Origin of the sequence: Vibrio maerlii, from assembly GCF_003415655.1 — a bacterium.
Lineage (GTDB): Bacteria > Pseudomonadota > Gammaproteobacteria > Enterobacterales > Vibrionaceae > Vibrio > Vibrio maerlii.
The window spans coordinates 143475-166583 of the sequence record NZ_QRHC01000008.1 but is presented as its reverse complement, the minus strand read 5'-3'; the positions used below and the strand labels follow the sequence as shown (position 1 = coordinate 166583).

The window sequence follows — 23109 nt, the reverse complement described above, 5'->3', positions numbered from 1 at the left end:
TTTAACCTCTTACCCTAACAAAATAGAACCCACTCAAATTATTTAGGTACATTTGGCTATGGCTAAAGCAAAGCGCGCTTACGTTTGTAACGATTGTGGCGCAGATTTCCCTCGCTGGCAGGGACAGTGTAATGCATGTGGTGCTTGGAATACGATAACAGAAGTGCGTATTGCAGCATCTCCAGCAGCCGCTCGTAATGAACGTTTATCGGGTTATGCGGGTAGCGCGACAGAATCGACAGTCCAAACTCTCTCTGAAATCGACCTACAAGAGGTACCGCGCTTCACCAGTGGTTTTAAAGAATTAGACCGAGTACTGGGTGGTGGTATTGTGCCGGGTGCGGCGATTCTGATTGGTGGTAATCCAGGTGCAGGTAAATCGACCTTATTGCTGCAAACCATGTGTTTGCTCTCTTCGCAAATGCCAACGTTATATGTGACCGGTGAGGAGTCATTACAGCAGGTCGCCATGCGTGCTTCTCGCTTAGGTCTACCGAAAGAGCATCTTAAGATGCTATCGGAAACTAACGTCGATAAGATTTGCCAGGTAGCAGAGAAAGAACAGCCAAAGATTATGGTGATCGACTCTATCCAAGTTATGCATGTCGGTGATGTTCAATCCTCACCAGGTAGTGTGGCACAGGTACGTGAATCAGCTACGGCACTCACTCGCTACGCGAAGCAAAATAATGTGGCAGTGTTTATTGTTGGTCACGTTACTAAAGATGGCACCTTGGCTGGCCCTAAGGTATTGGAGCACATCATTGACTGTTCGGTATTGCTCGATGGTGGGACGGATAGCCGCTTCAGAACTTTGCGCAGCCATAAAAACCGTTTTGGTGCTGTTAATGAGTTAGGTGTGTTTGCGATGACAGGGCAGGGGCTGAAAGAAGTGTCCAACCCCTCTGCAATTTTCCTGTCTCGTGGAGAAGAAGAGACCTCGGGCTCTTCGGTTATGGTGGTGTGGGAGGGTACTCGCCCACTATTAGTGGAGATTCAAGCGCTGGTGGATTACTCACAATTAGCCAACCCGCGTCGAGTTGCGGTAGGACTTGAGCAGAATCGACTCTCTCTATTATTAGCCGTGCTGCATAAACACGGTGGTCTCCAAATGGCGGACCAAGATGTATTCGTCAATGTTGTGGGGGGCGTGAAGGTAACAGAAACCAGTGCTGACTTAGCGTTAGTCATGGCGCTTCTCTCTAGTTTCCGTGACCGAGCGCTACCAAAAGATGTAGTGGTATTTGGAGAGGTTGGCTTGGCGGGTGAGATTCGTCCCGTGCCGAGTGGGCAAGAACGTTTGAATGAAGCCTTTAAGCATGGTTTTAAGAAAGCAATCGTTCCTGCGGCTAATATGCCAAAGGGTGGAATTCCTGGAATGCAGATCCACGGAGTGAAAAAACTCTCTGAAGCAATTAGTGCCTTCGACGAGTTGTAATCAATTCATCTTAAGCTACCTTTATGGGTAGACGAATCAATGGGCTGTTTTGTTCTTACTTTGATAAAAGTACTTATGAAACAGCTTTTTAGCGTTTGTTTTCCATTAGTGCTTTTTTCTTTCTAATGAAAAATGTAAAATTCTCGGCCTTTACTGCACGCAAAGCTATCAGTCCTCACAGATTGTGGTATACTCTGCGCGCAATTTATATCCTATTAACAGAGTAAGACAATGGCAGATTTATCGAAATACAGAAACATTGGTATTTTCGCGCACGTTGATGCGGGTAAAACAACTACCACTGAGCGTATCCTTAAGCTAACAGGTCAGATCCACAAAACTGGTGAGGTTCACGATGGTGAATCTACTACTGACTTCATGGAACAGGAAGCTGAGCGTGGTATTACAATCCAGTCAGCTGCTGTAAGCTGTTTCTGGAACGGTCACCGTCTAAACGTAATCGATACTCCTGGACACGTTGACTTCACAGTAGAAGTATACCGTTCACTTAAAGTACTTGATGGTGGTATCGGTGTATTCTGTGGCTCTGGTGGTGTTGAGCCTCAGTCAGAGACTAACTGGCGTTACGCGAACGAATCAGAAGTATCTCGTCTGATCTTCGTTAACAAACTAGACCGTATGGGTGCAGACTTCTACAACGTTGTTGACCAAGTGAAGAACGTTCTTGCTGCAAACCCACTAGTTATGGTTCTACCAATCGGTCGTGAAGACGATTTCGTTGGTGTTGTAGACCTACTAAGCCGTAAAGCATACGTATGGGATGACTCAGGTCTTCCAGAAAACTACGAAGTACAAGACGTACCAGCTGACATGGTTGATGACGTTGAAGCTTACCGTGAAGAGCTAATCGAAACTGCTGTAGAGCAAGACGATGACCTAATGGAAGCTTACATGGAAGGTGAAGAGCCTTCTATCGAAGACATCAAGCGTTGTATTCGTAAAGGTACTCGTGACCTAGCATTCTTCCCAACATTCTGTGGTTCTGCATTTAAGAACAAGGGTGTTCAGCTAGTACTTGACGCAGTTGTTGACTACCTACCTTCTCCAACAGAAGTAGATGCTCAACCTCTAACTGACAAAGAAACTGGTGAGCCAACTGGCGAAGTAGCAACAGTATCTGCAGACGAGCCACTACGTGCTCTAGCATTTAAGATCATGGACGACCGTTTCGGTGCACTAACGTTCATCCGTATCTACTCTGGTGTTATGAAGAAGGGTGACACAATCCTTAACTCAGCAACAGGTAAAACTGAGCGTATCGGCCGTATGGTTGAGATGCAAGCTGATGACCGTAACGAGCTAACTGAAGCTCAAGCGGGTGACATCATTGCAGTTGTTGGTATGAAGAACGTTCAAACTGGTCACACTCTATGTGATCCTAAGCACGAATGTACTCTTGAGCCAATGATCTTCCCAGAACCAGTAATCTCTATCGCTGTAGCGCCTAAAGATAAAGGTTCTACTGAGAAGATGGGTATCGCTATCGGTAAGATGGTTGCAGAAGATCCATCTTTCCAAGTTGAGACTGACGAAGATTCAGGCGAAACTATCCTGAAAGGTATGGGTGAACTTCACCTAGACATCAAGGTAGATATCCTTAAGCGTACTTACGGCGTTGAGCTAACAGTAGGTGCTCCTCAAGTAGCTTACCGTGAGACAATCACTCAAGCTATCGAAGACAGCTACACGCACAAGAAGCAGTCTGGTGGTTCTGGTCAGTTCGGTAAGATCGACTACCGCATCAAGCCAGGTGAGCCAAACTCAGGCTTCACGTTCTCTTCAACAGTTGTTGGTGGTAACGTACCTAAAGAATTCTGGCCTGCAGTAGAGAAAGGCTTCGAGTCTATGATGGAAAACGGTGTTCTTGCTGGCTTCCCAACTCTAGACGTTGAAGTTGAGCTATTCGACGGTGGCTTCCACGCAGTTGACTCATCTGCAATCGCATTTGAAATCGCAGCGAAAGGCGCATTCCGTCAATCTATGCCAAAAGCTGGTGCGCAACTTCTTGAGCCAATCATGAACGTTGACGTGTTCACTCCAGAAGACAACGTTGGTGACGTAATCGGTGACCTTAACCGTCGTCGTGGTATGATCAAAGACCAACAAGCTGGTGCTACTGGCGTACGTATTAAAGCTGACGTACCTCTATCAGAAATGTTTGGTTACATCGGTCACCTACGTACTATTACTTCTGGCCGTGGTCAGTTCTCAATGGAATTTGCACACTACGCTGCATGTCCTGCGAACGTAGCTGAAGAAGTAATCGCTAAAGCTAAAGAAGAGAAAGAAAACAAGTAATTGTTGATTCTCTTATCTAGCTAAAAGCAGATAGCTATTAAAGCCTCGCAAGTGAAAGCTTGCGGGGCTTTTTGTTATACCTGCAATTGACTGAAAGGAGCTTCTTGCTTGAAAGATCGGCAAAAGAAAACGGCAGAAACTATGTCGTCGCTGCCGTTAACTCCTAAATAAACTCATCTAAATGCGGTTACTCTTCCCACACCACTAGCTGGTCTTTAGGCCAGTTATGACCAATTTCATGATATTTCTGCTCAAGTACGTGGCGTTTTATTTTAAGCGTTGGAGTTAAAATCCCGTTCTCAATGCTCCACGGGTCTTTAATCATTAGCACGCCTTTGATCTTCTCATGTGATGCTAACTCTGAGTTCATTTTCTCGATGACACGTTTGGTTGTACGGGCATAACGTTCACGGTCAAAGTTAGGGAAGTCATGAGGCACCACGAGTAAGATAGGCGCTGGAAGTCCTAACCCGATCAAACACATCATCTCCACACGGCTATATTCAAACAGCTTCTTCTCGATTGGTACCGGTGCAACAAACTTACCCTTGGCCGTCTTAAATGTATCTTTCTTACGACCTTGAATGGTTAGGTAGCCGTCGGCGTCGATAAAGCCGATGTCGCCGGTATGCAGCCAACCCTCAGAGTCGAAGGATTCTTGTGTTGCGATATCATTCTTGTAGTAGCCAGAGAACAAACCCTCACCACGAACCATGATCTCATCATCTTCAGCGATTTTGAGTTCAATACCTGGTCCTGCGTTACCCACACTACCGATTTTATCGGCCCTGAATGGGTAGTTTAGCGTACTGTAGGCAAAGGACTCCGTCATCCCCCAAGCTTCGGTGATGTGTAAGCCAACGCTTTCATACCATTCGAGTAAAGCCGGAGAAACAGGGGCTGAGCCACAACCGAGTACACGAGCTTGATCAAGACCTAAACCATCAGCAAGTTTCTTCTTGATGATTGAGTTGATGAATGGGATTTTCAGCAATATATTGAGCTTCTTCTGCGGTAGCTTGTCTTGAATTCGTTGCTGGAACAGTGTCCAGAGACGTGGCACCGAGATAAACAGCGTTGGTCGCTGCATTTTCACATCTTCAATAAAGGTATCGAGTGATTCAGGGAATGCCGTCTGCACCCCACCGTAAATCGATGAGCCGAAGATGTAGACACGCTCTGTAATGTGCGCTAATGGAAGATATGAGAATAAGCGGTCATCTCCTTTGATACTGATAAGCTCGACTAAGCGCGCAACCGACCAAGCATAAGCGCCGTACGTCAGCATGGCTCCTTTTGGTAAGCCGGATGTCCCCGAAGTGTATACCAACGACATGAGTTTTTGGTCGTGGTGATCTGGTCGTTCGGTACTAGGCTCTGCAGCGTCAATGATTGCGTTAAAATCATGCTGGCACTTTGGTGCAGTGTCATAAGACATCGCGATACTAATAAGGTCAGGCATGTTGCCTAGCACGCTTGTGGTAGCAGCGTTGTCGTCAAGCTTACCGGCAATCAGCGCCTTACTTTCACTGTGTGTTAGGCAGTACTCAATTGTATCGGAGCCTGCGGTTGGGAATATAGGCACGCTAACGTAATCACCAAGCATTAATGCTAAGTCAGTAATGAACCATTCTGCACAGTTTTTTGATATAAGCGCAACCTTATCGCCAGGTTCGAGACCGAGCGTTCTGAGTGCGCTCACCAATCTTAGTGCTCTATCTGCCACCTCTCCAAAGGTGTAGGTGACAAATTGACGATTGATTATCTGTTTCAGGTAGATGTCATCTGGGCGTTCCTCTGCCCATTTCAAAATCATCTCGTTAGGGGTAGGGAGAGCTTTTGTCGTGTCCGTTACTTGGTCAGGCTGAACCATGTCTAACTCCATGTTTGTATTGTTATTATTGATTAGTGTTAACTAACTGTTAAATCGTAGCACACTTGAGCTAAACATGGTGATGAGTTAATCAGTTTTGTTTACTGAGTAACGATTGGCGATAACCACTTGGTGTAATCCCAGTCCGCTTCTTAAAAGCACGAGTAAAGTAGGAGACATCGTGGTAGCCGCATTGATATGCAATAACTGCAAACTTATCTGAGGGCTGAGAACGAATAAGGTCTTTTGCTAACTTAACCCTTTCTTCACAAATATAATCTCGAAAGCTAATGCCTATTTGTTTATGAAACTGTTTTGAAAAGTGGGTGATAGAGCAATGACAGCGTTGTGCAATGTCTTCCTCGCGTATATTGGAATTTAAGTTTTGTTTTATAAATCCGGTGACTTCATCAACAGATATTTGAGAGGTAAATTTAGAGCTTTTTTTATTCTTGGAGTCATAAAAGTTATACCCAACAGATTGATATGAAACCTGTGTTATTAGCTTGTTTATCATATCTGAAGCATTTTCTTTTGATAAATCGATGCACTGAAGTAGTGAATTATGATTTACAGTAGAAAGCATTTCACCATGGTGAAACAAGACCAAAGACTTACCTAGGTTTGAGCACAGATTAATGCTCATCCTATATAAATGATCCAAACCATGACCAGATGTCGTAAAAAAAACAAATTGCGTATCGGGGTCACTCACCCTCGAAACATCCATGTTGCATTTTATAAATTCAAACTCGCTTTCTGAAATTAAGTTTAACTCTTTGTTTAATAAAGATGTGTCACTTCCTATGACAGCAATTTTAATGTTCATTTTCTTGGTACTCAGACTGCTTTTTTTATCTTTCTAACTAAAGTACTAGCTAACTGTAATACTTAGCATAGAAGTACTACAAGAAAGTGCAAACGTATTACAAGAAAATCCTAACTAAACAATATTTCTATCACTAACTTTAAGTTACAGGTTTAGTTCCCTGTGACATGATTGAAAAGGAGAGATTCTCATGGATAAGTTTCTGAAAAATATTAAAGATTTTTATAACAATGAAGATGGCTTGAGTGCGGTAGAGTATGTAATTGCGGGTGGGGTTTTGCTAGTTGGGATTGCTGCTATATTTTCGAGTCTAGAGGAAGCTGTTTCTACGGAAATGGGTACTATCACTACTAAAATGGCAGAGTAACCGTCTTAAACGTAAATATAAACCTGAATTCAAAAAGCAAATAGACTTTGGGAGGGTCTTTGGAATGAAGATACGAATGATATCAACACGTCAACGTCTTTCCCATCGTTTACTTCTTTTTTTTAGTAACGAGCGTGGTTTGAGTTCAGCAGAGTATGTAATCGCGGGCGGGGTTATTTTGGTAGTTTTGGGAAGTTTGTTTGCCTCGTTACTTTCCCAAACAAGTGGTGAAATGTCCGATATAACGAGTTCTATCCCATCGGATTAAGCCACTAACGGAGCTATAAATGGATGGAAATAATAGTTTATTGATATGGTTTATGTTTGCTGTTATCGCAGTAAGCGATGCAAGAGAACATCGAATATCGAATGCTAGTTTGTTCCTTATAGTGATGGTTTCTTTTATTGATATTTTGTCTACACCGGAACCACTTACTTCTTTATCTTGGTCGGTAATATCATTTCTGACTCTTTTTTTAATTGGTCTTTCTGCTTATTTCTTAGGTGCGCTTGCTCCAGGCGATGTTAAGTTGCTTGGTGTTGTTGGTTTTGTCGTTGGCTGGGGTAGTTTGTATGAAACTATTTGTTGGATTTTGATATCAGGGGTCCTTGTTGGTATTTTTTATCTAGCTTCCTTTATCGCGACGAGGACAGATTACCTTCAGTACTTATATCAAAAGGTGTTATTTAAATCTCCTGTAGAAAAAACAGATCTTTTTGACTCGAATGAAGTTTCAAAAATGTACATGCCCTTTGGGCCTGTAGTTGTGATTGGAATTGCTATGTCACGTTATTTTATTTAGATTTTAAGGAGCCTCTATGAACACGACAAAGGAAGGTCGACATAGAGATACGCTGTCGCCTCAGGCTTTGGCACCTCAAGTGCCAACAAGTTTCTTTGAGTTAGGTATCCCACGTACAGTTGTTGAAAACCTTCTAATCAAGCACTTAGCTGCATACCCAAAATCGGATGTTCTACAGCTCACTAAACTGATGGCAATTAACAGTCACCTTGTTGAAGAAATGCTTGCTGACTTAAGACGAAAGTCTCATATAGAAGTATTTTCTGCCAACGAGGTTAACTCTTACGCAGCCGTAACACAGCAAGGTGGTGTTAGGTATTCGCTATCTCAATCGGGTCTAGAAGAAGCTGATAATGCATTTAAAGAAGACCCATACCTAGGCCCGACCCCAATTTCATTAAAAGACTATGAAAAAATGGTCAATGCGCAGGATGTTCGAAATAGAGTCGTTACTAAACCCGAGGTTGAGCATGCATTAGAGGATGTACTCGGCAGTGAACGACTTATTTCGATGATTGGCCCTGCGATTAATTCTGGACGTGCTCTCATGTTATATGGAGACGCAGGCACCGGTAAAACATTTGTAGCGACTAAGTTGCTTAGATCATTGAATACATCTGTATATATTCCTTACGCAGTGTTTGCTTCAGGTAATGTAATACGAGTGTTCTCTGCTCAACATCATGAAAAAGTGCAGGAAAATGAGCGACAAGGGTCACATATATATAAGGATAAATACGATCCCAGATGGGTACTGTGTGAGCGTCCGAGTGTACAGGTCGGTGGGGAGCTCACTATGGATATGTTGGAAGTGAACCATTCGCAACACAACAAAGTCTGGATGGCTCCACTGCAAATGATGGCAAATAATGGAATTTTTATTATTGACGACCTAGGGCGGCAAAGTATGTCTGTCGATACGCTGCTCAATCGTTGGATCGTTCCGATGGAGTATTTTGAGGACTTTCTTTCTCTTCCTAACGGACAGCAAGTTACCGTTCCGTTTGTTTTGACATTGGCTTTTTCAACCAATTTAGACCCCGAAAAGATCAGTGATCCTGCCTTCTTACGTCGAATTGGTTACAAGATACAGTTCCAACCTTTGACGAAAGCTGAATATCACCAACTTTGGCATATTGTGGCGTCCTCAAAGAACCTTGAGTTAACGACCCCAACATTAGAAAAACTGTTTGAGCTACATCGCCAGGATGATATCAATTTCTACCCATGTCTGCCAAAAGACATGGTGGGGATAAGTCGCGATATTATTGTATTTGAAGAATATGACGCAGTCATTACGCCGGAAATTGTTGAACGTGCATGGAGTGTCTATTTTACAGCAGAAGGAAATGGAGGAGGTAAGCGATGAGTAAAAATGTTGTCGTAATGCTGTTGTTTTTATCTGTGCTATTTGGGCTGGGAGCAGTTTTCTTTGCCAAACAATGGATGGAAGGACAAACAGAGCCCGAGGTTAAAGTTGAAGAAGTGTTCAGAGAACCTGTCGTGGTTGCAGCTAAAGAAATCCCAGAAGGTACTATTATCGATGAACAACACTTAACCAGTAAGCTTTTGGAGAAAGAGTGGCGTGAAGAAACACAACACACCCGTGTTGAAGACGTAATTGGTACTGTTGCATCTGTGGATATATATCCTGGTGAAGTTATTCATAAGCTCAGAGTCGCTCCTCAAGGCGAAGGCAATACTTTAGCATCATTAATTGGCGAAGACATGCGCGCACTTACGATACGGGTGAACGATGTTATCGGTGTAGCGGGCTTCCTGTTACCGGGAAACAAAGTCGATATTCTGAATACGATCAGTTATGGAAAAAGTAGTGCAGCGACTAAAACGGTACTTAAAGATATCAAAGTTTTAGCGGTTGACCAAACGGCTAAAACTGATGATAACAAACCAATAATAGTGCGGGCTGTGACGCTAGAAGTTACACCAAAACAAGCAGAGTTATTACTTACAGCAAAGAGCAAAGGGGCTATTCAACTTGCTCTCAGAAACCCTGTAACCATAGACAAGCCGGTTAAACCTATTCGCAGAGTTGCCGCACCAAGTGTGACTATTCTAAAGGGAACGCAATCTAGCAATGTTCGAGTCAAGGATTGAGGTGAAACATGAGAAATATCTTATTAACCATTGCACTTGCCATGTTTTGTGTTTCTAGTACTTACGCCGCAGTACAAAGCGGAGAGATCATAAAGGTTCCTCATCATAAATCTCTTCACATTAACCTCGCAGGTAAGGCAAAGCGAATCTCACTTGGGGACCCTAGTGTCTTGGACATCGTCATGCTCAAGTCCAACGAGGTGTTTCTAATCGGTAAAAAGTTAGGCTCGACCAATTTGATGGCGTGGAATAGCCAGGGGCAACTAATCGAGTCATTGAACATAGAGGTAACTCATGACCTCAATGGATTGAAGGCTAAGCTTTTTGAGTTTTTACCGAACGAAAAAATCGAGGTACATAGCTCTCAAAATCGATTGATATTGGGTGGTCAAGTGAGCTCTCAATCAAAGATGAACATAGCACTCCGAGTAGCAGAAACATTTGCTGCGGGCCAAGGGGCTGATGAAAGTGGGGAATCGCTGAGTAGCTCGGTACAACAGACAGGTGTTATCAACTTAATGAGTATTGGCGGGGCCCAACAGGTTACGCTTGAGGTCACAGTAGCTGAAGTACAACGAAGCTTGGTTAGGAAGTTTGATGCCAACTTTACTTTTTTCCAATCAAGTGGTTCGAACTTTAAGTGGGGCGGAACAGCGGGTGGTGGTGGAATACTACCTGATGCTACACCAATCTTTAATATTCCTGCAGTTGGTGATTATGGTGTTCTAGGGTCGTTCATCGATGGGAATACATTGTTTACTTTCGCTCTCGATATCGCAAAGCAATCAGGGACGGCGAAAGTTCTTGCTGAACCCAATTTAACATCACTAAGTGGTTCAAAAGCTGAATTTTTGGCGGGTGGAGAGTTTCCTATTCCCGTACCGAATGATGATGGCGTTACCATTGAATATAAAGAGTACGGTGTTGGAGTGAAGTTTGTCCCTACAGTATTAAGTGATCAAAAAATTAACCTAAATCTAGCGGTTGATGTCAGTGAGATTGCAAGTTCCAACGCTCTTACATTGAGCCCGGGTGAAACGAATGGCTCTTATATTATTCCACCGATTACTCGCCGTAGTGCTTCATCTACATTAGAACTTGCTGATGGTCAAACAATTGGTATTGCGGGACTGTTAAGCGAAAACGTTCGTGATGTGGCTAATAAAATGCCAGGTTTAGGCGAGCTTCCGGTTTTAGGACAATTATTCAATAGTCAAGAGTTTGTCTCCGGAGAAACCGAATTGGTGATACTTGTGACTCCTCGTTTAGCTAAACCTATTGATAGAAGTAAAGTGACTCTACCTACAGACGCCTATGTTTCACCGAGTGACTTAGAATTCTACTTACTAGGACGTAGCTCACATATCGAAGTAGGCGAATCATCTAATAAAGGTTCGCAAACTAATCAATCTAAAAGCTATGTTGACAACTCACAAGGTGGCACAGATAGCTCATTTGGGCATAGTTTGTAAGAAGGGAGTGATGGTATGAAAACGTTATTGATGAGAATTGTTGTTTGCCTATCTCCAGTTGTAATTATTGGGTGTGTGACCAATGAACCCCCTCTTGGAGAGCATGTTGCGCGTTTGAAAAGTGAGCAAGTTTATAACCCTAATGCTAGCCAGGAAAACTTGGGTGTCGTGCCAACGGGTACCGGTGAGCGTATGGAAGGTGCTTACCAGGCATATACAGGCAAAGGCGACAATGATTTGTCTGGTAGTGATAGCCAGTTTATTGGTGGTTTTTCAAATTGATGTAGCACAAACCAATTTAAACGAGTGCTTTGAAATGCAAGGGAGTGGTGTGTGAGCGAAGCTATTAATATATCAAGACATAAGGGAAGTGGATATCGCCTGAGAACCAACTTAATTGTTTGGGTTATATACTCTAATGAAAATTTTCAAAGGCATATTACCAACGAGTTAAACAGAAGCTCCAGCCTTACTATCGAAACCTTCTCATTTAAAGAAATTAACATCGGTGTATCAGGTCAAAGGAATGCCCCAGACCTGATTCTGATTGATACTGGTGAACAATGGGCAAAAACGATACTGGAATTACAAAACATAGACCTTGGTATTGTCTCTGATAGTTACGAACCGACACTTGTCGTACTTGGAGATGATAGCGATAGTCAAGCATTAAAACTGGCGTTAAGAACAGGAGCTGCGGACTTTATTTCTGATAAAGCTGAATTGTCTGATTTTTTCCCGATCCTAGAGGGTATTGCGCATGAAAAAATATCAAACCGAGAGCTTGGAGAGTTATTAGTTTTTATTAACACTAAAGGTGGATCAGGAGCTTCAACTTTAGCAATGAATACAGCGGTTGAAATGGCTCATAGCAATAAAGGAGATGTGTTGTTACTTGATCTTGACATGCAATTTGGAGTTACTGATGAATATTTAAACATATCATCACCTTATAGTCTGGTTGATGCAATAGATAACGTTGGTGATTTAGATCAAGAGTCTTTGGGGAGTTTTGTCACAAAACATTCGTCTGGTCTTCACGTTTTGGGATTTCAGTTCGGTAATATTCAAGATAACTACAATAAATCTCTTCATATTAAGAAGCTGCTCCCTTTACTTAGAGAGTTTTACTCTTATGTTGTGGTTGATTTATCTAGAGGTATTGACTATGTGACATCTCCTGTTATTAATCCAGCGACAAGAATATTACTCGTAACACAGCAGAATTTGGTTGCCATAAAAAACGTGAGCCGAGTTTTGAAATTGCTCACTTTTGAATTCGCTGTAAGTAGGGATATTGTCGAGGTTGTTGTCAATCGTTTTGAGAGCCGCCAATCAATAAAGCTGAAAGATATACAAGAGGCGATAGGTAGTACTCCTGTACATGCGATCCCAAATGATTTTAAAACAGCGTTAGATAGTGTGAACTTAGGGCAACCTTTTGTTGAAGGGAAAAAAGGAAGTCCTCTATCTAAGTCTATAATCAAGTTAGCAAATACGGTCACCTCTAGTGAGGAGCCTAAAAAGTCTTGGATAAAGCGACTGTTTTCTTAATAGTTAGGCTAAGGAGTGGCTATGTTCTTTAAACGAAAAAATATCAATCCAGATTTCCAAGATAAAGTACGTAACATTGAAAGTGATGTGACGAGTCAAAAGGCTGAAGAGCAATCTAATGCTATTAAAAATAAACTCGCTGAGCAAAGTGTACGCGAGCAAGCTATAGATGACGCACGAAAGCAACTAGAACACGAACTATCGGTTAAACACTATTACCATCAACGTTTATTAGAGACCTTAGATCTAGGTTTGTTATCAAGCCTTGAGATAGATAGAGCTAAAAGTGAACTTCATGAGGCTATCTTACAGCTAATGGCGGAAGACTCCAGCCACCCTATGAGTTCCGAGGGGAGGAAACGTATCGTCCAGCAGATTGAAGACGAAGTTTTTGGCCTTGGTCCTCTGGAGCCTCTCCTTAAAGATAACTCTGTGTCTGATATTTTGGTCAACGGTGCTAAGGATGTTTTTGTTGAACGCAGAGGTCGTCTTGAGAAAACACCGTATACTTTTTTAGATGACAGACATCTAAGAAACATTATTGACCGCATTGTAAGCCGTGTAGGAAGGCGTATCGATGAAGCTTCGCCTATGGTTGATGCTCGTTTAGCTGATGGATCACGTGTTAACGCAATTATCCCACCTCTGGCGCTTGATGGACCATCCGTGTCAATCCGTCGTTTTGCTGTAGATAAGTTGACGATGGATAACCTGCTGAGCTTTGATTCCCTCTCCCCTGAAATGGCTAAGTTTGTCGAAGCTGCAGTTCATGGTGAGCTGAATGTACTTATTTCTGGAGGTACAGGTTCGGGAAAAACCACTACTCTGAACATTTTTTCGGGCTTTATCCCCTCAGATTCGCGAATCGTGACTATTGAAGACTCAGCTGAACTTCAATTACAGCAGCCTCATGTCGTTCGCTTAGAAACTCGTCCTGCAAACCTTGAGGGAAAAGGTGAAATCACACAAAGGGACTTGGTAAAAAACTCATTGCGTATGCGACCTGATCGCATAGTTTTAGGGGAGGTTCGTGGAGCAGAGGCAGTAGATATGCTTTCTGCTATGAATACCGGTCACGATGGATCTTTAGCGACGATTCACGCCAATACACCCCGCGATGCTCTAAGCCGTGTAGAGAATATGTTTGCCATGGCTGGTTGGAACATGCCGACTAAAAACCTTAGAGCTCAAATTGCATCTGCAATACACCTTGTCGTGCAAATGGAACGTCAAGAAGATGGTAAGCGTCGAATGGTGAGTATCTCCGAAATCAATGGTATGGAAGGTGACATTATAACCATGTCTGAAATTTTCCGTTTTCATCGAGAAAAAATGGATGAAGAAGGAAATGTCATCGGCTACTACACAGCCACGGGTGTCATTCCTATTTGCCATGACAAGCTTTCGAAACGAGGTCTTCACATGCCGTTTGATATCTTCAACGAAGTCTTAAGGTAGGGGGCTAGTATGCAGGATGCAACTTTATTCTTTGTGTTATTGTTTTTAGCCGTTGTTTTTATCTCTCAAGCCTTATTACTACCGGCAGTCGGTAGCAAAGCCAAACATAAACAATTGTCAGAAAGGCTCAAAGAGACTCAAATGAGTCTGGATGAAGAAAGTAGAACGTTGTTAAGAGAACAATATTTAGGCTCATTATCATCAACGGATAGAAGTCTGATTAAGGTTCCGATCTTTGCGTCGATAAAGAAATTAATAGAGTTATCAGGGCTGAGTTGGTCTCTGACTGGAACGATAGCTTCAGCATTCTTGTTGGGTCTTGGTCTCAGTATCACGGTCTGGATTTTAACGGCACAATGGATTATTACAGTAGTTGTGTTTTTTACAGTTTGGGTATTGCTTTATTTTTATTTACAAAAGAAAGTTTCTGATAGATTACATGCCTTTGAGGAGCAGCTACCTGATGCTTTAGATATCATGCGGAGAATGTTGCAAGCAGGGCAGCCGATAACTCAAGCGTTTAATGAAGTAGGAGAGGAGTTACCAGATCCGATAGGCGTTGAATTTAAAAATACGTTCAATTTGTTGAACTATGGCTACGATATGCGCCTTGCAATTATGCAAATGGCGGAACGTACCCCCACGGTTTCAATGCTTGCTTTTTCTAGTGCAGTGTTACTTCAGAAAGAGACGGGGGGGAACCTATCAGAGAATTTAGACAAAGTATCAAAAGTGTTACGGTCTAGATTTAAGTTGCAGCGAAAGATTAAAACACTCTCAGCTGAAAGCCGTTTATCTGCTTGGATATTAGTTCTTTCTCCATTCGTTATGTTTGGAATAATGGTATTTATGCACCCTGGTTATATGGATCCGTTGTACCAAACAGCTTCGGGAATAAAGCTTATATCGATAGGTATTGTATGTTTATTTTTCGGTTCTATTTGGATTCGTAATATTATTAATTTTGAGGTCTAACTATGGAACGATATTTTAATAATGTTATTAACCTCGTCGATGATGAGCTTATTTTACTCATTTTAATTCTCTTATCTGCAATGTTACTTGTGTTTGCGATTGGGTATGTTTTGTTGGCTAATCGTCAAACAACACTAAAAAAGAGGATTCGTGAAGTTGCAAAAGAGTCAGAGTCTTTGCGAGTTTCCCAGAACCAAAGGTCAACCAAGGGCGGTACCCTAGAGTCTTTAGCTCCTGTAATCGCGACGAGTAGCGGTAAAGAGAGTGAAAGTATACGAATTAAATTGATGCATGCAGGTTACCATGATGCTAGTGCATTAACAGCTTTCTATATAATAAAAATAGTAACATTCACGTTAGGCGTTTTAGTTGCAGCAACTCTATATTTTTATACGCCTGACATTGATAAATTATATTTGTACATGGCACTCAGCGTTGGTGTTGGGTTATTACTTCCTAACATTGTATTAGAGAGAATAGGTAATAAAAGAAAGTCTAGAATCAAAAGTGCTATTCCAGATGCGCTTGATCTACTCGTTGTTTGTACCGAGTCTGGGTTAGGTCTCAATGCTTCTATTAAAAAAGTGGCGGATGAGGTGATGATTTCCCACCCTGAATTTGCGGATGAACTTGATACCGTATGTTCAAAAATAAGCGCCGGTGTCGAAATGTCTGATGCATTTGCCGATTTAGTTGAAAGAACTGGTGTACGTGATATTCAGGGTTTGGTTAGCACATTAACCCATGCTGCAAAAATTGGTGGTAGCGTTGCACAGACACTTCGCGAGTTTAACGAAGATTATAGAGATAAGCGTAACCAGGAAGTGGAAGAAGTCGCGGCTAAGATCCCTACAAAGATGATATTTCCTCTACTCTTATTTATATGGCCATGTTTCTTCATCGTCGCGATTGGTCCTTCTATAATAAATTTGATGGAATCCATGGGAAATAGATAGGTCTGAAAAAGGAGTAAAAACATGAGAATTGGAAAGTCATTCGTGGTTCTTGGTCTAATATGGCTAGTTGGATGTAGTTCTACAGAACCAACTTCTTTTGACGAAACTTTGTATTCTGGGATGCCAGTAGATTCTTTAAGTGTTGATGAAGAAAATATACCTCAAACCGAAAAGCAAGCGATAGTTCGTGGAGATCGAGCCTATTCTACGGGAAACTTAGATCTGGCTTTGTATGAGTATATTCGTTCGCTATCATTTGAAAACGGCATTTATAAAGATAAAACCCTATATAACATCGGTATGATTCATTTAGCTAAATCGAATTCATCAATTGCCGAGCGCGCATTTTTAATGTCTCTCGATGAAAATCCAGACAACATAAAAACGTTAGAGCAGCTCGGTGTTTTTTATACTAGGTTGGGTGATACTGAGCAAGGTAAGAGCTATTTTTTGAGATCAGTAAATGCCGACCAAATTCGTCAAAAATCATCTGCCAATCTTTCATCAAGCCGTAGTGTGACTTTAGAAGAAGCGAAAACTCTACTGGTTGAGGTTAATGCGTCTCCTACATTTGCATATGCAGGGCTTGGCGTTTTATATGATGTAGAAAAAGAGAATGAGTTAGCTCAAGTATTTCATGGCAAAGCACTTCAAATCGATCCGAAGTCAGAGAAAGTACTCAACAATATTGGCTATTCTTATTATTTATCTGGGTCGTATAGAAGCGCTCAACGTTACCTGTTTTCTGCATTGGAGGTAAATCCCAATAACGAGAAAGCAAAAAATAATCTTGCGCTGACATACATTGCTCAAGGCCAGGTGAATAGAGCTTTGAATGTTTTTAAGAGTCAAATGTCTGAACCTGAGGCACTGAACAATATAGGTTATATTTTGATACTACAAGATAAACCAGAAGAAGCAGTACCTTACTTGAAACAAGCTATTGACACCCAACCGACTTACTATCAAGTCGCAAATGAGAACCTTGAAAGAGCGCTGTCAATGATGCGTGAAGAAAAATCCTAAATCTTATTTAAGGCTTGGTTTATATGGATGTAACCAAACTCAAAATCAAAGACATTTCATCTATTTTTTTTAAAGAAAAGATTATATGTTTTATTTGTTTCGTTTCTATTTTTATTACTTTTGTTGTTAAGTTTTTATTTGCTCCAGACTATTCTTCTTATCAATTGATGGATTATTTCGGTCAGTTATTGACTGGTATTTATATCACGTTTATATTTTGGTTATCATATAAATATGTAATGTGTTTCATTGGTGGAGAGTCTCATCCAACTAAAAAGATAATAGGAGAGGTGACCGTCTTTGTTAAATCAGGAAATTATTTTTATGATGTGGTCTTCAGGTTTTTAGTTTTAAACTTAATAATTTCAAACTATACCTATTTTAAAAAAATTATCCCACAAATAATTCCTTTTTCTTATGATGAATTTTTTTATGAAATTGATAGATTCTTACATTTTGGTATAGACCCGTGGAAAATTACGCACTTCTTATTTCCTAACGAATATTTTACTTTATTCATAACTTCATTGTATTACTTGTGGTTTGTTATTCTTTGGTTGTGGTTTGTTTTCTATGTTTTTTACTCTGGATCGGAAAGAAAAAGAAATCAGTTTATCATATCTTTTGTTTTAACTTGGTTTTTATTAGGAAATATTGTCGCAACATTTTTATCATCGGCAGGTCCTTGCTTCTTTCATTATGTTTCATCTAATACTGAAGCTTATTTTGGACTGTTTAGTAAATTAGAAGCCCAAAGCTTATCTCTAGAATCGCAGTGGGGTATAAATTTATGGTTCTTGAATGTTCAAGATACACTTTGGCAACAGCATATAAATGATGGGAATATGTTAGGAGCAGGGATATCGGCTATGCCAAGTATGCATGTATCACTAAGCGTAGTTATGGCTTTAGGTGCTTCTCAGCTTAATAGATACATGGGGTACGTTATGTGGACCTATGCGTTGTTAATTCAAGTAGGCTCAGTTCATATTGGCTGGCATTATGCTATTGATGGGTATTTGTCTATTATTCTGACTGTTTTTATTTGGTCTTTGGTCAAGTATATTTTAAATTGTCGAAAAGATAGAGGCGTTGTTACTATATGAACTATAGCATTCTGAAACTTTACAGTAGTAATTGTTATATTAGCTCTTTATTATCGGTTATCATTTGTATTTCTTTTTTCTCAACATTTTATACCCCAGCGTTGGGGGCTTTTATAATATTTACTTTGGAAGTGTTTTTTCTTATATATGTCCATAGAAATATCATGGATATAAATAGAATAGCATTTAGGGTAAATTCGTTAAATAGATACATTTCATTTACATTTGTATTGTTAACGCTTTTGGGATCTGCATCCCTTTTTTTTACTAGTGTTGATTTCGAGTTCTCTATTAGCTCTCTTATAAGATCTCTCTATATAACAACCCATTTTTGTGTTTTTTACGTGCTTTGTTTTTATTTTTCTGACGAAGGAGGTGTCAACTTTGAATTGTCTTATGTGCTGACTGTAACTACGTGCATCGCAGTTTTGTTTAGCCTGGTTTCTTTTGTAGACCCATCACTAAGAGAAGGGCTCAAAGAAGGTCAGTTTTTCTTCAGTGCTAACCGCCGGTATCAAGGCTACTTAGTTCTGATTCCGACCGTCATGTACTCAATTCGACTGTTGATGAAACAGACTAATGTTTCAAGTTACTTGGGTTTAGTTGTTTGTTTGGGCTATCTAGTTTGGCTTGGAGGTCGTGGTGCAATTGTTGCTTACTTGGGCTCAGTTGCTCTCGCTGCTGTTTATTTGATCTACTGCAACCAATTTCGAGCCAGTTTAATGCTGAGATTAGCTTTGGTGTGGCTTTTCACTGTGGTGATAACCTTACCTTTGAATGTTTTTAAGTGGAATGGTTTGAACCGTTTTTTAGACCCAGGTCAAACACTAGACGCTTTGTCATCTAGTTCGATGGTTGCTAGATATGAATTATGGCAAGAGGCTTACGCGAACTTTCTTGATAAGCCTTGGTTTGGTTATGGTGCAGAGGCACACTATTACATAACGGAGATTGGCTTTCTTCAACCCCATAACTTTATTTTACAATGGTTAGTAGAGTTTGGGTTAGTAGGTACAACATTACTATTAAGTTTAATGGCCTTGCTCACTTGGAGAGTGTGCTCCAAAGCGTTATTTAGAGGCCATCGGCATATACTTCCTGCTTTTATGGCTTTTGCTGCATTAATTGCACAAGGCCTGATTGATGGAAATTTCTACCATGCAGCCCCATTGATGGTATTTTTCGTTTTGTGTGCTTATATGGCTGCCGAAGTTACTAAAATAGAAGAGCAACAGTCTTAGCAATAGTAATGTGAAATTGAATATGTGGTTCACCTTTGTGGACCACATTTTTATGGTTTATAAAGTTAGAGCCCCCGCCACAACAAAGAACCCAACCAATCCAACTATTGGCAACTTGAGCCCTTTTAGCAACCATGCACCTACGATAACTAGCACAAAATCGGTCGATGACAAAACAGAGCTAGAAAAAATCGGTTGATATAGAGCCGTTAGAAGTAGACCCACTACGGCTGCATTAACGCCTGTTAACGCACCAGAGACTTTTGGAATCGATGCGATGGCTTGCCAGTTTTTCAGCGCTGCTAATAGCAGTAGGAAGCCTGGCAAGAACACAGCGATGGTGGCAACTAATGCACCGACAATTGGTGAAGCAGGTAAGAGTGAATACCCTAAGTATGTCGCTAGGGTAAACATCGGTCCCGGTACTGCTTGAGCGGCAGCGTAGCCGGTTAAGAAGGTATCTTGTGTAAGTTGGTCGCCAATACCATTTTGAAGTAGAGGTAAAACCACGTGGCCGCCACCAAACACGAGACTTCCCGCTTGGTAGAATTGATTGAAAATGTTAACACCTGAGAACAGTCCATTTAACATTGGCATGCCAAGTAAAAGAACAACGAAAAGAATTAAAGGAGCAATGGAAAGTTTAGTTTCTTTTGAAGGCGTGTTGGTTTCTGCTCCTTGGAGATAGAAAGCACCAACCAGTGCAGCAAAGATCAGTACCAAGATCTGAGGTAATACTCCAGGTGCCAATAACAATACGACGGCGGTGAGCATGAACAAAGTGGTGGTGAGCTTGTTTTTGCAGAAGTTCTTGTACATACCGAATGTCGCATCAGCAACAACGACCACAGCCAGCAATTTCAAACCGTGAATAATGGATTGAAACAGGTCGTTCGACATGAATTGGCTGCTTAACACGGCGAGCGCTAGCATTAATAGAACAGATGGTGACGTGAAACCAACAAAAGCTGCAATCGCACCTGTTAGTCCGCCTTTTTTGTATCCTAATGCGAAACCCACTTGGCTGGAACCTGGGCCTGGTAAGAATTGGCTTAGGGCGACAATCTGCCCATATTCCTCGTCCGTTAACCAATTCAACTTTTCGACAAAAGTTTGTCGAAAGTAACCAATGTGAGCGGCTGGCCCGCCGAAGCTGATCCAGCCAAGCCAGAAAAAGGTTTTAAAGATAGTTAGCATAATCGTTTCATAGTGTAAGTGACTGGCTGTAATGTATGCAGGAATGAACTATGATTCAAATCGATAGTTTTGATATCAACTATGAATGAGATGGGTTGTGAGCGATTTTAACTGGAAAAATATAGACCTTAATCTGCTAGTTGCTTTTCAGGCGCTGATGGAAGCGGGAAGTGTCACTAGAGCCGCTGAGAAGAGCTATGTGAGTCAATCTGCAATGAGCCACAGCTTGCAACGATTAAGAGTGCTGTTGGATGATCCGTTGTTTGAGCGTGTGGGTAGTCGAATGGAGCCAACACCTAGGGCTTTGGAGCTTAGTAAGGTTGTAGATTCACTGTTGTTGACGGTGAAGACTGAGCTTTTAGAACCTAAACAGTTCAACCCCGAAGAATATAAAGGTCTATGGCGAATAGGCTTGACCGATTATGCAGAGCAAGCCTTTGGCCCAATACTGTTCGATCTGATTAAACAGATAGCCCCAAATGCAAAGGTTGTGTTCTTTAACGTGAATAAGTCGAACTATCAGAGCCAGTTCGAGGAACACAAGTTGGATGTAGTGATCGGTAGCTTTGGTCAAACGAGTTCAAAGTATCGTGTGCAGCAACTCTATACAGAAAAGCATTTGTGCTTGTTTGATAACCGCCAGCTTGAATTTGAATTGCCGCTAAGCGAGATAGATTTTGTGTCTGTTGAACATGCTTTAGTTTCCCCGGTTGGTGCGGTTGCGACACAGGTCGATGCACAATTAGAAGAGTTAGGGCTTAAACGTGATGTGTCGTTCGTATCGAGTAACTTTTTGACAATTCGTAAATTAGTTCGAGGTCGACGTTTAATGTGTATTGTGCCGCGTTTAGTTGCCATTACAGCTGAAGGTGAAGATAAAGACTTAGTTGCGTGTGAGCCACCTATCGATGTACCTGACTTCAATATTCACTTGGTCTACAGAGCGAATAAAGAGAAGGATGAAAAAAACAGCTTCTTGCGAGGGAACATTCAAGAAGCTGTTTTAAGTGTTATTGGGTCAGATGAACCATTGAATTAGCTAGTGATACAGATGCCGTCTGTAGTAAACAGATGGCAATCACTGCTCTTGCAGCTCAGTTGAATCGTTTGATGGCGCTGAACCTCTTGGTCACCAGGCAGGTGAACCGTGAAGCCATCAATACCACTTGATTGACCAAACATGTAGGTACTGTTGCCCAAGCGCTCAACCACTTCACTCTTGAAGTTGAGCTTAACGTCGCAATCTTGATGGATTTCTAGGTGTTCAGGTCGGATACCCAGTGTTAGCGGGTCACCTGTCGACACTTTAGCTCCAATGTTAGAGTTAGCAGGCAGCGTAATCACTTGGTTGTCATTGGTTACTAGTGTTAACGTTTCCGATGATAACGCTTCCACAGTAGTTGGAATGAAGTTCATTTTTGGTGAGCCGATAAAGCCTGCTACAAATTCATTGGCTGGGCGGTGGTACAGCTCCAGAGGAGAGCCCACTTGCTCAACACGACCATCGCGCAATACCACAATCTTATCAGCTAGCGTCATTGCTTCTACCTGATCATGCGTTACATAAATCATCGTATTTTGCAGATCTTGGTGAAGTTTCGCGATTTGTAGGCGCATATCGACACGAAGCTCAGCATCTAGGTTAGACAGCGGTTCATCGAATAGGAACACTTTAGGATTACGTACGATGGCACGGCCGATAGCGACACGCTGACGCTGACCACCTGAGAGTTCTTTTGGCTTACGGTTTAGTAGGTGGTCTAGTTGAAGAGTTTTTGCGGCTTTTGATACCTGTTCTTCAATAAATTCTTTAGGGTGGTCAGTCATTTTTAGACCAAAACCCATATTCTCTTCTACTGTCATATGTGGGTATAGTGCGTAGGACTGGAATACCATTGCAACGCCACGTTCTGCCGGGTCAACGTCGTTGACGACTTGGCCATCAATAGACAGCTCACCTTCGGTAATCTCTTCTAAACCCGCAACTAAGCGAAGCAGTGTTGACTTACCACAACCCGATGGCCCAACAAAAACGACGAATTCACCGTCATTGATGTCTAGGTCGACACCATGGATGGTTTGTACATCACCAAAACGCTTGATGACATTCTTTAGATTAATGTTGGCCATATCGAGTCCTTTATCTTTTTGATAACCAAACTAATTTCTACTACTTAGTGGGTAATTAATTGGCTTGTTCGACGAATTTTAAGATGCTGTCAAATATACGCGCATCTCAGCGTTGATATAGTCGATGTTACCGAATAGTTGATCATCTTCATGGTTTTGGTGTTACTTTTTGGGATTTTTGTGGAAACGTTTACAAAAAATGTATCTTTATGTGCGAATTATATTCACACGGTCTACAATTTGTTCG

At 41.5% G+C, this 23109-nt stretch carries 20 protein-coding genes; 16 read left to right on the top strand and 4 right to left on the bottom strand.

Translation table 11 applies throughout. The features are described from left to right. Positions 1-58: 58 nt before the first annotated feature. Together radA and fusA are read left to right on the top strand one after the other, a co-directional pair. Positions 59-1438, top strand: coding sequence for a DNA repair protein RadA (radA, locus tag DPF91_RS15215; protein ID WP_117235285.1), 1380 nt, complete (start codon positions 59-61; stop codon positions 1436-1438). Positions 1439-1669: 231 nt separating this feature from the next. After that, positions 1670-3757, top strand: a complete 2088-nt coding sequence (gene fusA, locus DPF91_RS15210; RefSeq protein WP_117235284.1) for an elongation factor G — start codon at positions 1670-1672, stop codon at positions 3755-3757. A gap of 187 nt (positions 3758-3944) precedes the next feature. Here fusA and DPF91_RS15205 read toward each other — a convergent pair whose 3' ends face one another. After that, positions 3945-5630 (bottom strand): AMP-binding protein, encoded by a 1686-nt coding sequence (locus tag DPF91_RS15205; RefSeq protein WP_117235283.1) that lies wholly within the window; start codon positions 5628-5630, stop codon positions 3945-3947. 91 nt (positions 5631-5721) lie between these two features. Beyond that, on the bottom strand, positions 5722-6459 hold the full coding sequence (locus DPF91_RS15200) for a helix-turn-helix domain-containing protein (RefSeq protein WP_117235282.1): 738 nt from the start codon (positions 6457-6459) through the stop codon (positions 5722-5724). Positions 6460-6649: 190 nt separating this feature from the next. On the opposite strand from DPF91_RS15200, the gene DPF91_RS15195 reads away from it, so the two are divergent. The 13 genes from DPF91_RS15195 (at position 6650) to DPF91_RS15135 (ending at position 19535) form a co-directional block, all read left to right on the top strand. Continuing rightward, positions 6650-6826, top strand: a complete 177-nt coding sequence (locus DPF91_RS15195) for a Flp family type IVb pilin (protein WP_117235281.1) — start codon at positions 6650-6652, stop codon at positions 6824-6826. A gap of 287 nt (positions 6827-7113) precedes the next feature. Then, the gene (locus DPF91_RS15190) at positions 7114-7629 is read left to right on the top strand and encodes a prepilin peptidase (RefSeq protein ID WP_117235280.1); all 516 of its coding nucleotides are present in this window, start codon (positions 7114-7116) and stop codon (positions 7627-7629) included. Positions 7630-7645: 16 nt separating this feature from the next. After that, positions 7646-8998 (top strand): AAA family ATPase, encoded by a 1353-nt coding sequence (locus DPF91_RS15185; RefSeq protein ID WP_117235279.1) that lies wholly within the window; start codon positions 7646-7648, stop codon positions 8996-8998. Next, positions 8995-9747 (top strand): Flp pilus assembly protein CpaB, encoded by a 753-nt coding sequence (gene cpaB / locus DPF91_RS15180; RefSeq protein WP_117235278.1) that lies wholly within the window; start codon positions 8995-8997, stop codon positions 9745-9747. Before DPF91_RS15185 ends, cpaB begins: the two co-directional genes overlap by 4 nt. Before the next feature lie 8 nt (positions 9748-9755). Beyond that, positions 9756-11219, top strand: a complete 1464-nt coding sequence (locus DPF91_RS15175) for a type II and III secretion system protein family protein (RefSeq protein ID WP_117235277.1) — start codon at positions 9756-9758, stop codon at positions 11217-11219. 15 nt (positions 11220-11234) lie between these two features. Then, a complete protein-coding gene (locus DPF91_RS15170) occupies positions 11235-11501 on the top strand; it encodes a hypothetical protein (protein ID WP_117235276.1) in 267 nt (88 codons plus the stop codon). Positions 11502-11552: 51 nt separating this feature from the next. Further along, positions 11553-12773 carry an AAA family ATPase gene (locus tag DPF91_RS15165; protein WP_117235275.1) on the top strand — a complete coding sequence of 407 codons (1221 nt, stop codon included), beginning with the start codon at positions 11553-11555 and terminating at the stop codon, positions 12771-12773. Between the two features lie 21 nt (positions 12774-12794). Continuing rightward, the gene (locus DPF91_RS15160; protein WP_117235274.1) at positions 12795-14231 is read left to right on the top strand and encodes a TadA family conjugal transfer-associated ATPase; all 1437 of its coding nucleotides are present in this window, start codon (positions 12795-12797) and stop codon (positions 14229-14231) included. Between the two features lie 9 nt (positions 14232-14240). Further along, positions 14241-15206 carry a type II secretion system F family protein gene (locus DPF91_RS15155; RefSeq protein ID WP_117235273.1) on the top strand — a complete coding sequence of 322 codons (966 nt, stop codon included), beginning with the start codon at positions 14241-14243 and terminating at the stop codon, positions 15204-15206. A gap of 2 nt (positions 15207-15208) precedes the next feature. After that, on the top strand, positions 15209-16162 hold the full coding sequence (locus DPF91_RS15150) for a type II secretion system F family protein (protein ID WP_117235272.1): 954 nt from the start codon (positions 15209-15211) through the stop codon (positions 16160-16162). A 21-nt stretch (positions 16163-16183) separates the two neighbouring features. Continuing rightward, a complete protein-coding gene (locus DPF91_RS15145) occupies positions 16184-17188 on the top strand; it encodes a tetratricopeptide repeat protein (RefSeq protein ID WP_117235271.1) in 1005 nt (334 codons plus the stop codon). Between the two features lie 23 nt (positions 17189-17211). Next, positions 17212-18294 carry a phosphatase PAP2 family protein gene (locus DPF91_RS15140; RefSeq protein ID WP_117235270.1) on the top strand — a complete coding sequence of 361 codons (1083 nt, stop codon included), beginning with the start codon at positions 17212-17214 and terminating at the stop codon, positions 18292-18294. A 164-nt stretch (positions 18295-18458) separates the two neighbouring features. Then, positions 18459-19535, top strand: a complete 1077-nt coding sequence (locus DPF91_RS15135) for an O-antigen ligase family protein (protein WP_164684198.1) — start codon at positions 18459-18461, stop codon at positions 19533-19535. A gap of 57 nt (positions 19536-19592) precedes the next feature. On the opposite strand, the gene chrA is transcribed toward DPF91_RS15135, so the two are convergent. After that, positions 19593-20732, bottom strand: a complete 1140-nt coding sequence (gene chrA / locus DPF91_RS15130) for a chromate efflux transporter (RefSeq protein ID WP_117235268.1) — start codon at positions 20730-20732, stop codon at positions 19593-19595. Between the two features lie 97 nt (positions 20733-20829). Between chrA and DPF91_RS15125 the strand changes: the two genes are divergently transcribed. Continuing rightward, positions 20830-21771 carry a LysR family transcriptional regulator gene (locus DPF91_RS15125; RefSeq protein WP_117235267.1) on the top strand — a complete coding sequence of 314 codons (942 nt, stop codon included), beginning with the start codon at positions 20830-20832 and terminating at the stop codon, positions 21769-21771. Here DPF91_RS15125 and DPF91_RS15120 read toward each other — a convergent pair. After that, a complete protein-coding gene (locus DPF91_RS15120; protein ID WP_117235266.1) occupies positions 21768-22862 on the bottom strand; it encodes an ABC transporter ATP-binding protein in 1095 nt (364 codons plus the stop codon). The genes DPF91_RS15125 and DPF91_RS15120 overlap by 4 nt on opposite strands. Between the last annotated feature and the right edge of the window lie 247 nt (positions 22863-23109).

Excerpts from the sequence above, each read along its gene's own strand:
- DPF91_RS15205 (WP_117235283.1), bottom strand. The coding sequence starts at position 5,630 with ATGGTTCAGCCTGACCAAGTAACGGACACGACAAAAGCTCTCCCTACC.
- DPF91_RS15120 (WP_117235266.1), bottom strand. The coding sequence starts at position 22,862 with ATGGCCAACATTAATCTAAAGAATGTCATCAAGCGTTTTGGTGATGTA.
- DPF91_RS15145 (WP_117235271.1), top strand. The coding sequence starts at position 16,184 with ATGAGAATTGGAAAGTCATTCGTGGTTCTTGGTCTAATATGGCTAGTT.
- DPF91_RS15155 (WP_117235273.1), top strand. The coding sequence starts at position 14,241 with ATGCAGGATGCAACTTTATTCTTTGTGTTATTGTTTTTAGCCGTTGTT.
- DPF91_RS15150 (WP_117235272.1), top strand. The coding sequence starts at position 15,209 with ATGGAACGATATTTTAATAATGTTATTAACCTCGTCGATGATGAGCTT.
- DPF91_RS15185 (WP_117235279.1), top strand. The coding sequence starts at position 7,646 with ATGAACACGACAAAGGAAGGTCGACATAGAGATACGCTGTCGCCTCAG.
- cpaB (WP_117235278.1), top strand. The coding sequence starts at position 8,995 with ATGAGTAAAAATGTTGTCGTAATGCTGTTGTTTTTATCTGTGCTATTT.
- DPF91_RS15175 (WP_117235277.1), top strand. The coding sequence starts at position 9,756 with ATGAGAAATATCTTATTAACCATTGCACTTGCCATGTTTTGTGTTTCT.
- radA (WP_117235285.1), top strand. The coding sequence starts at position 59 with ATGGCTAAAGCAAAGCGCGCTTACGTTTGTAACGATTGTGGCGCAGAT.
- DPF91_RS15135 (WP_164684198.1), top strand. The coding sequence starts at position 18,459 with ATGGATATAAATAGAATAGCATTTAGGGTAAATTCGTTAAATAGATAC.
- DPF91_RS15160 (WP_117235274.1), top strand. The coding sequence starts at position 12,795 with ATGTTCTTTAAACGAAAAAATATCAATCCAGATTTCCAAGATAAAGTA.
- DPF91_RS15170 (WP_117235276.1), top strand. The coding sequence starts at position 11,235 with ATGAAAACGTTATTGATGAGAATTGTTGTTTGCCTATCTCCAGTTGTA.
- chrA (WP_117235268.1), bottom strand. The coding sequence starts at position 20,732 with ATGCTAACTATCTTTAAAACCTTTTTCTGGCTTGGCTGGATCAGCTTC.
- DPF91_RS15200 (WP_117235282.1), bottom strand. The coding sequence starts at position 6,459 with ATGAACATTAAAATTGCTGTCATAGGAAGTGACACATCTTTATTAAAC.
- DPF91_RS15195 (WP_117235281.1), top strand. The coding sequence starts at position 6,650 with ATGGATAAGTTTCTGAAAAATATTAAAGATTTTTATAACAATGAAGAT.
- fusA (WP_117235284.1), top strand. The coding sequence starts at position 1,670 with ATGGCAGATTTATCGAAATACAGAAACATTGGTATTTTCGCGCACGTT.
- DPF91_RS15140 (WP_117235270.1), top strand. The coding sequence starts at position 17,212 with ATGGATGTAACCAAACTCAAAATCAAAGACATTTCATCTATTTTTTTT.
- DPF91_RS15190 (WP_117235280.1), top strand. The coding sequence starts at position 7,114 with ATGGATGGAAATAATAGTTTATTGATATGGTTTATGTTTGCTGTTATC.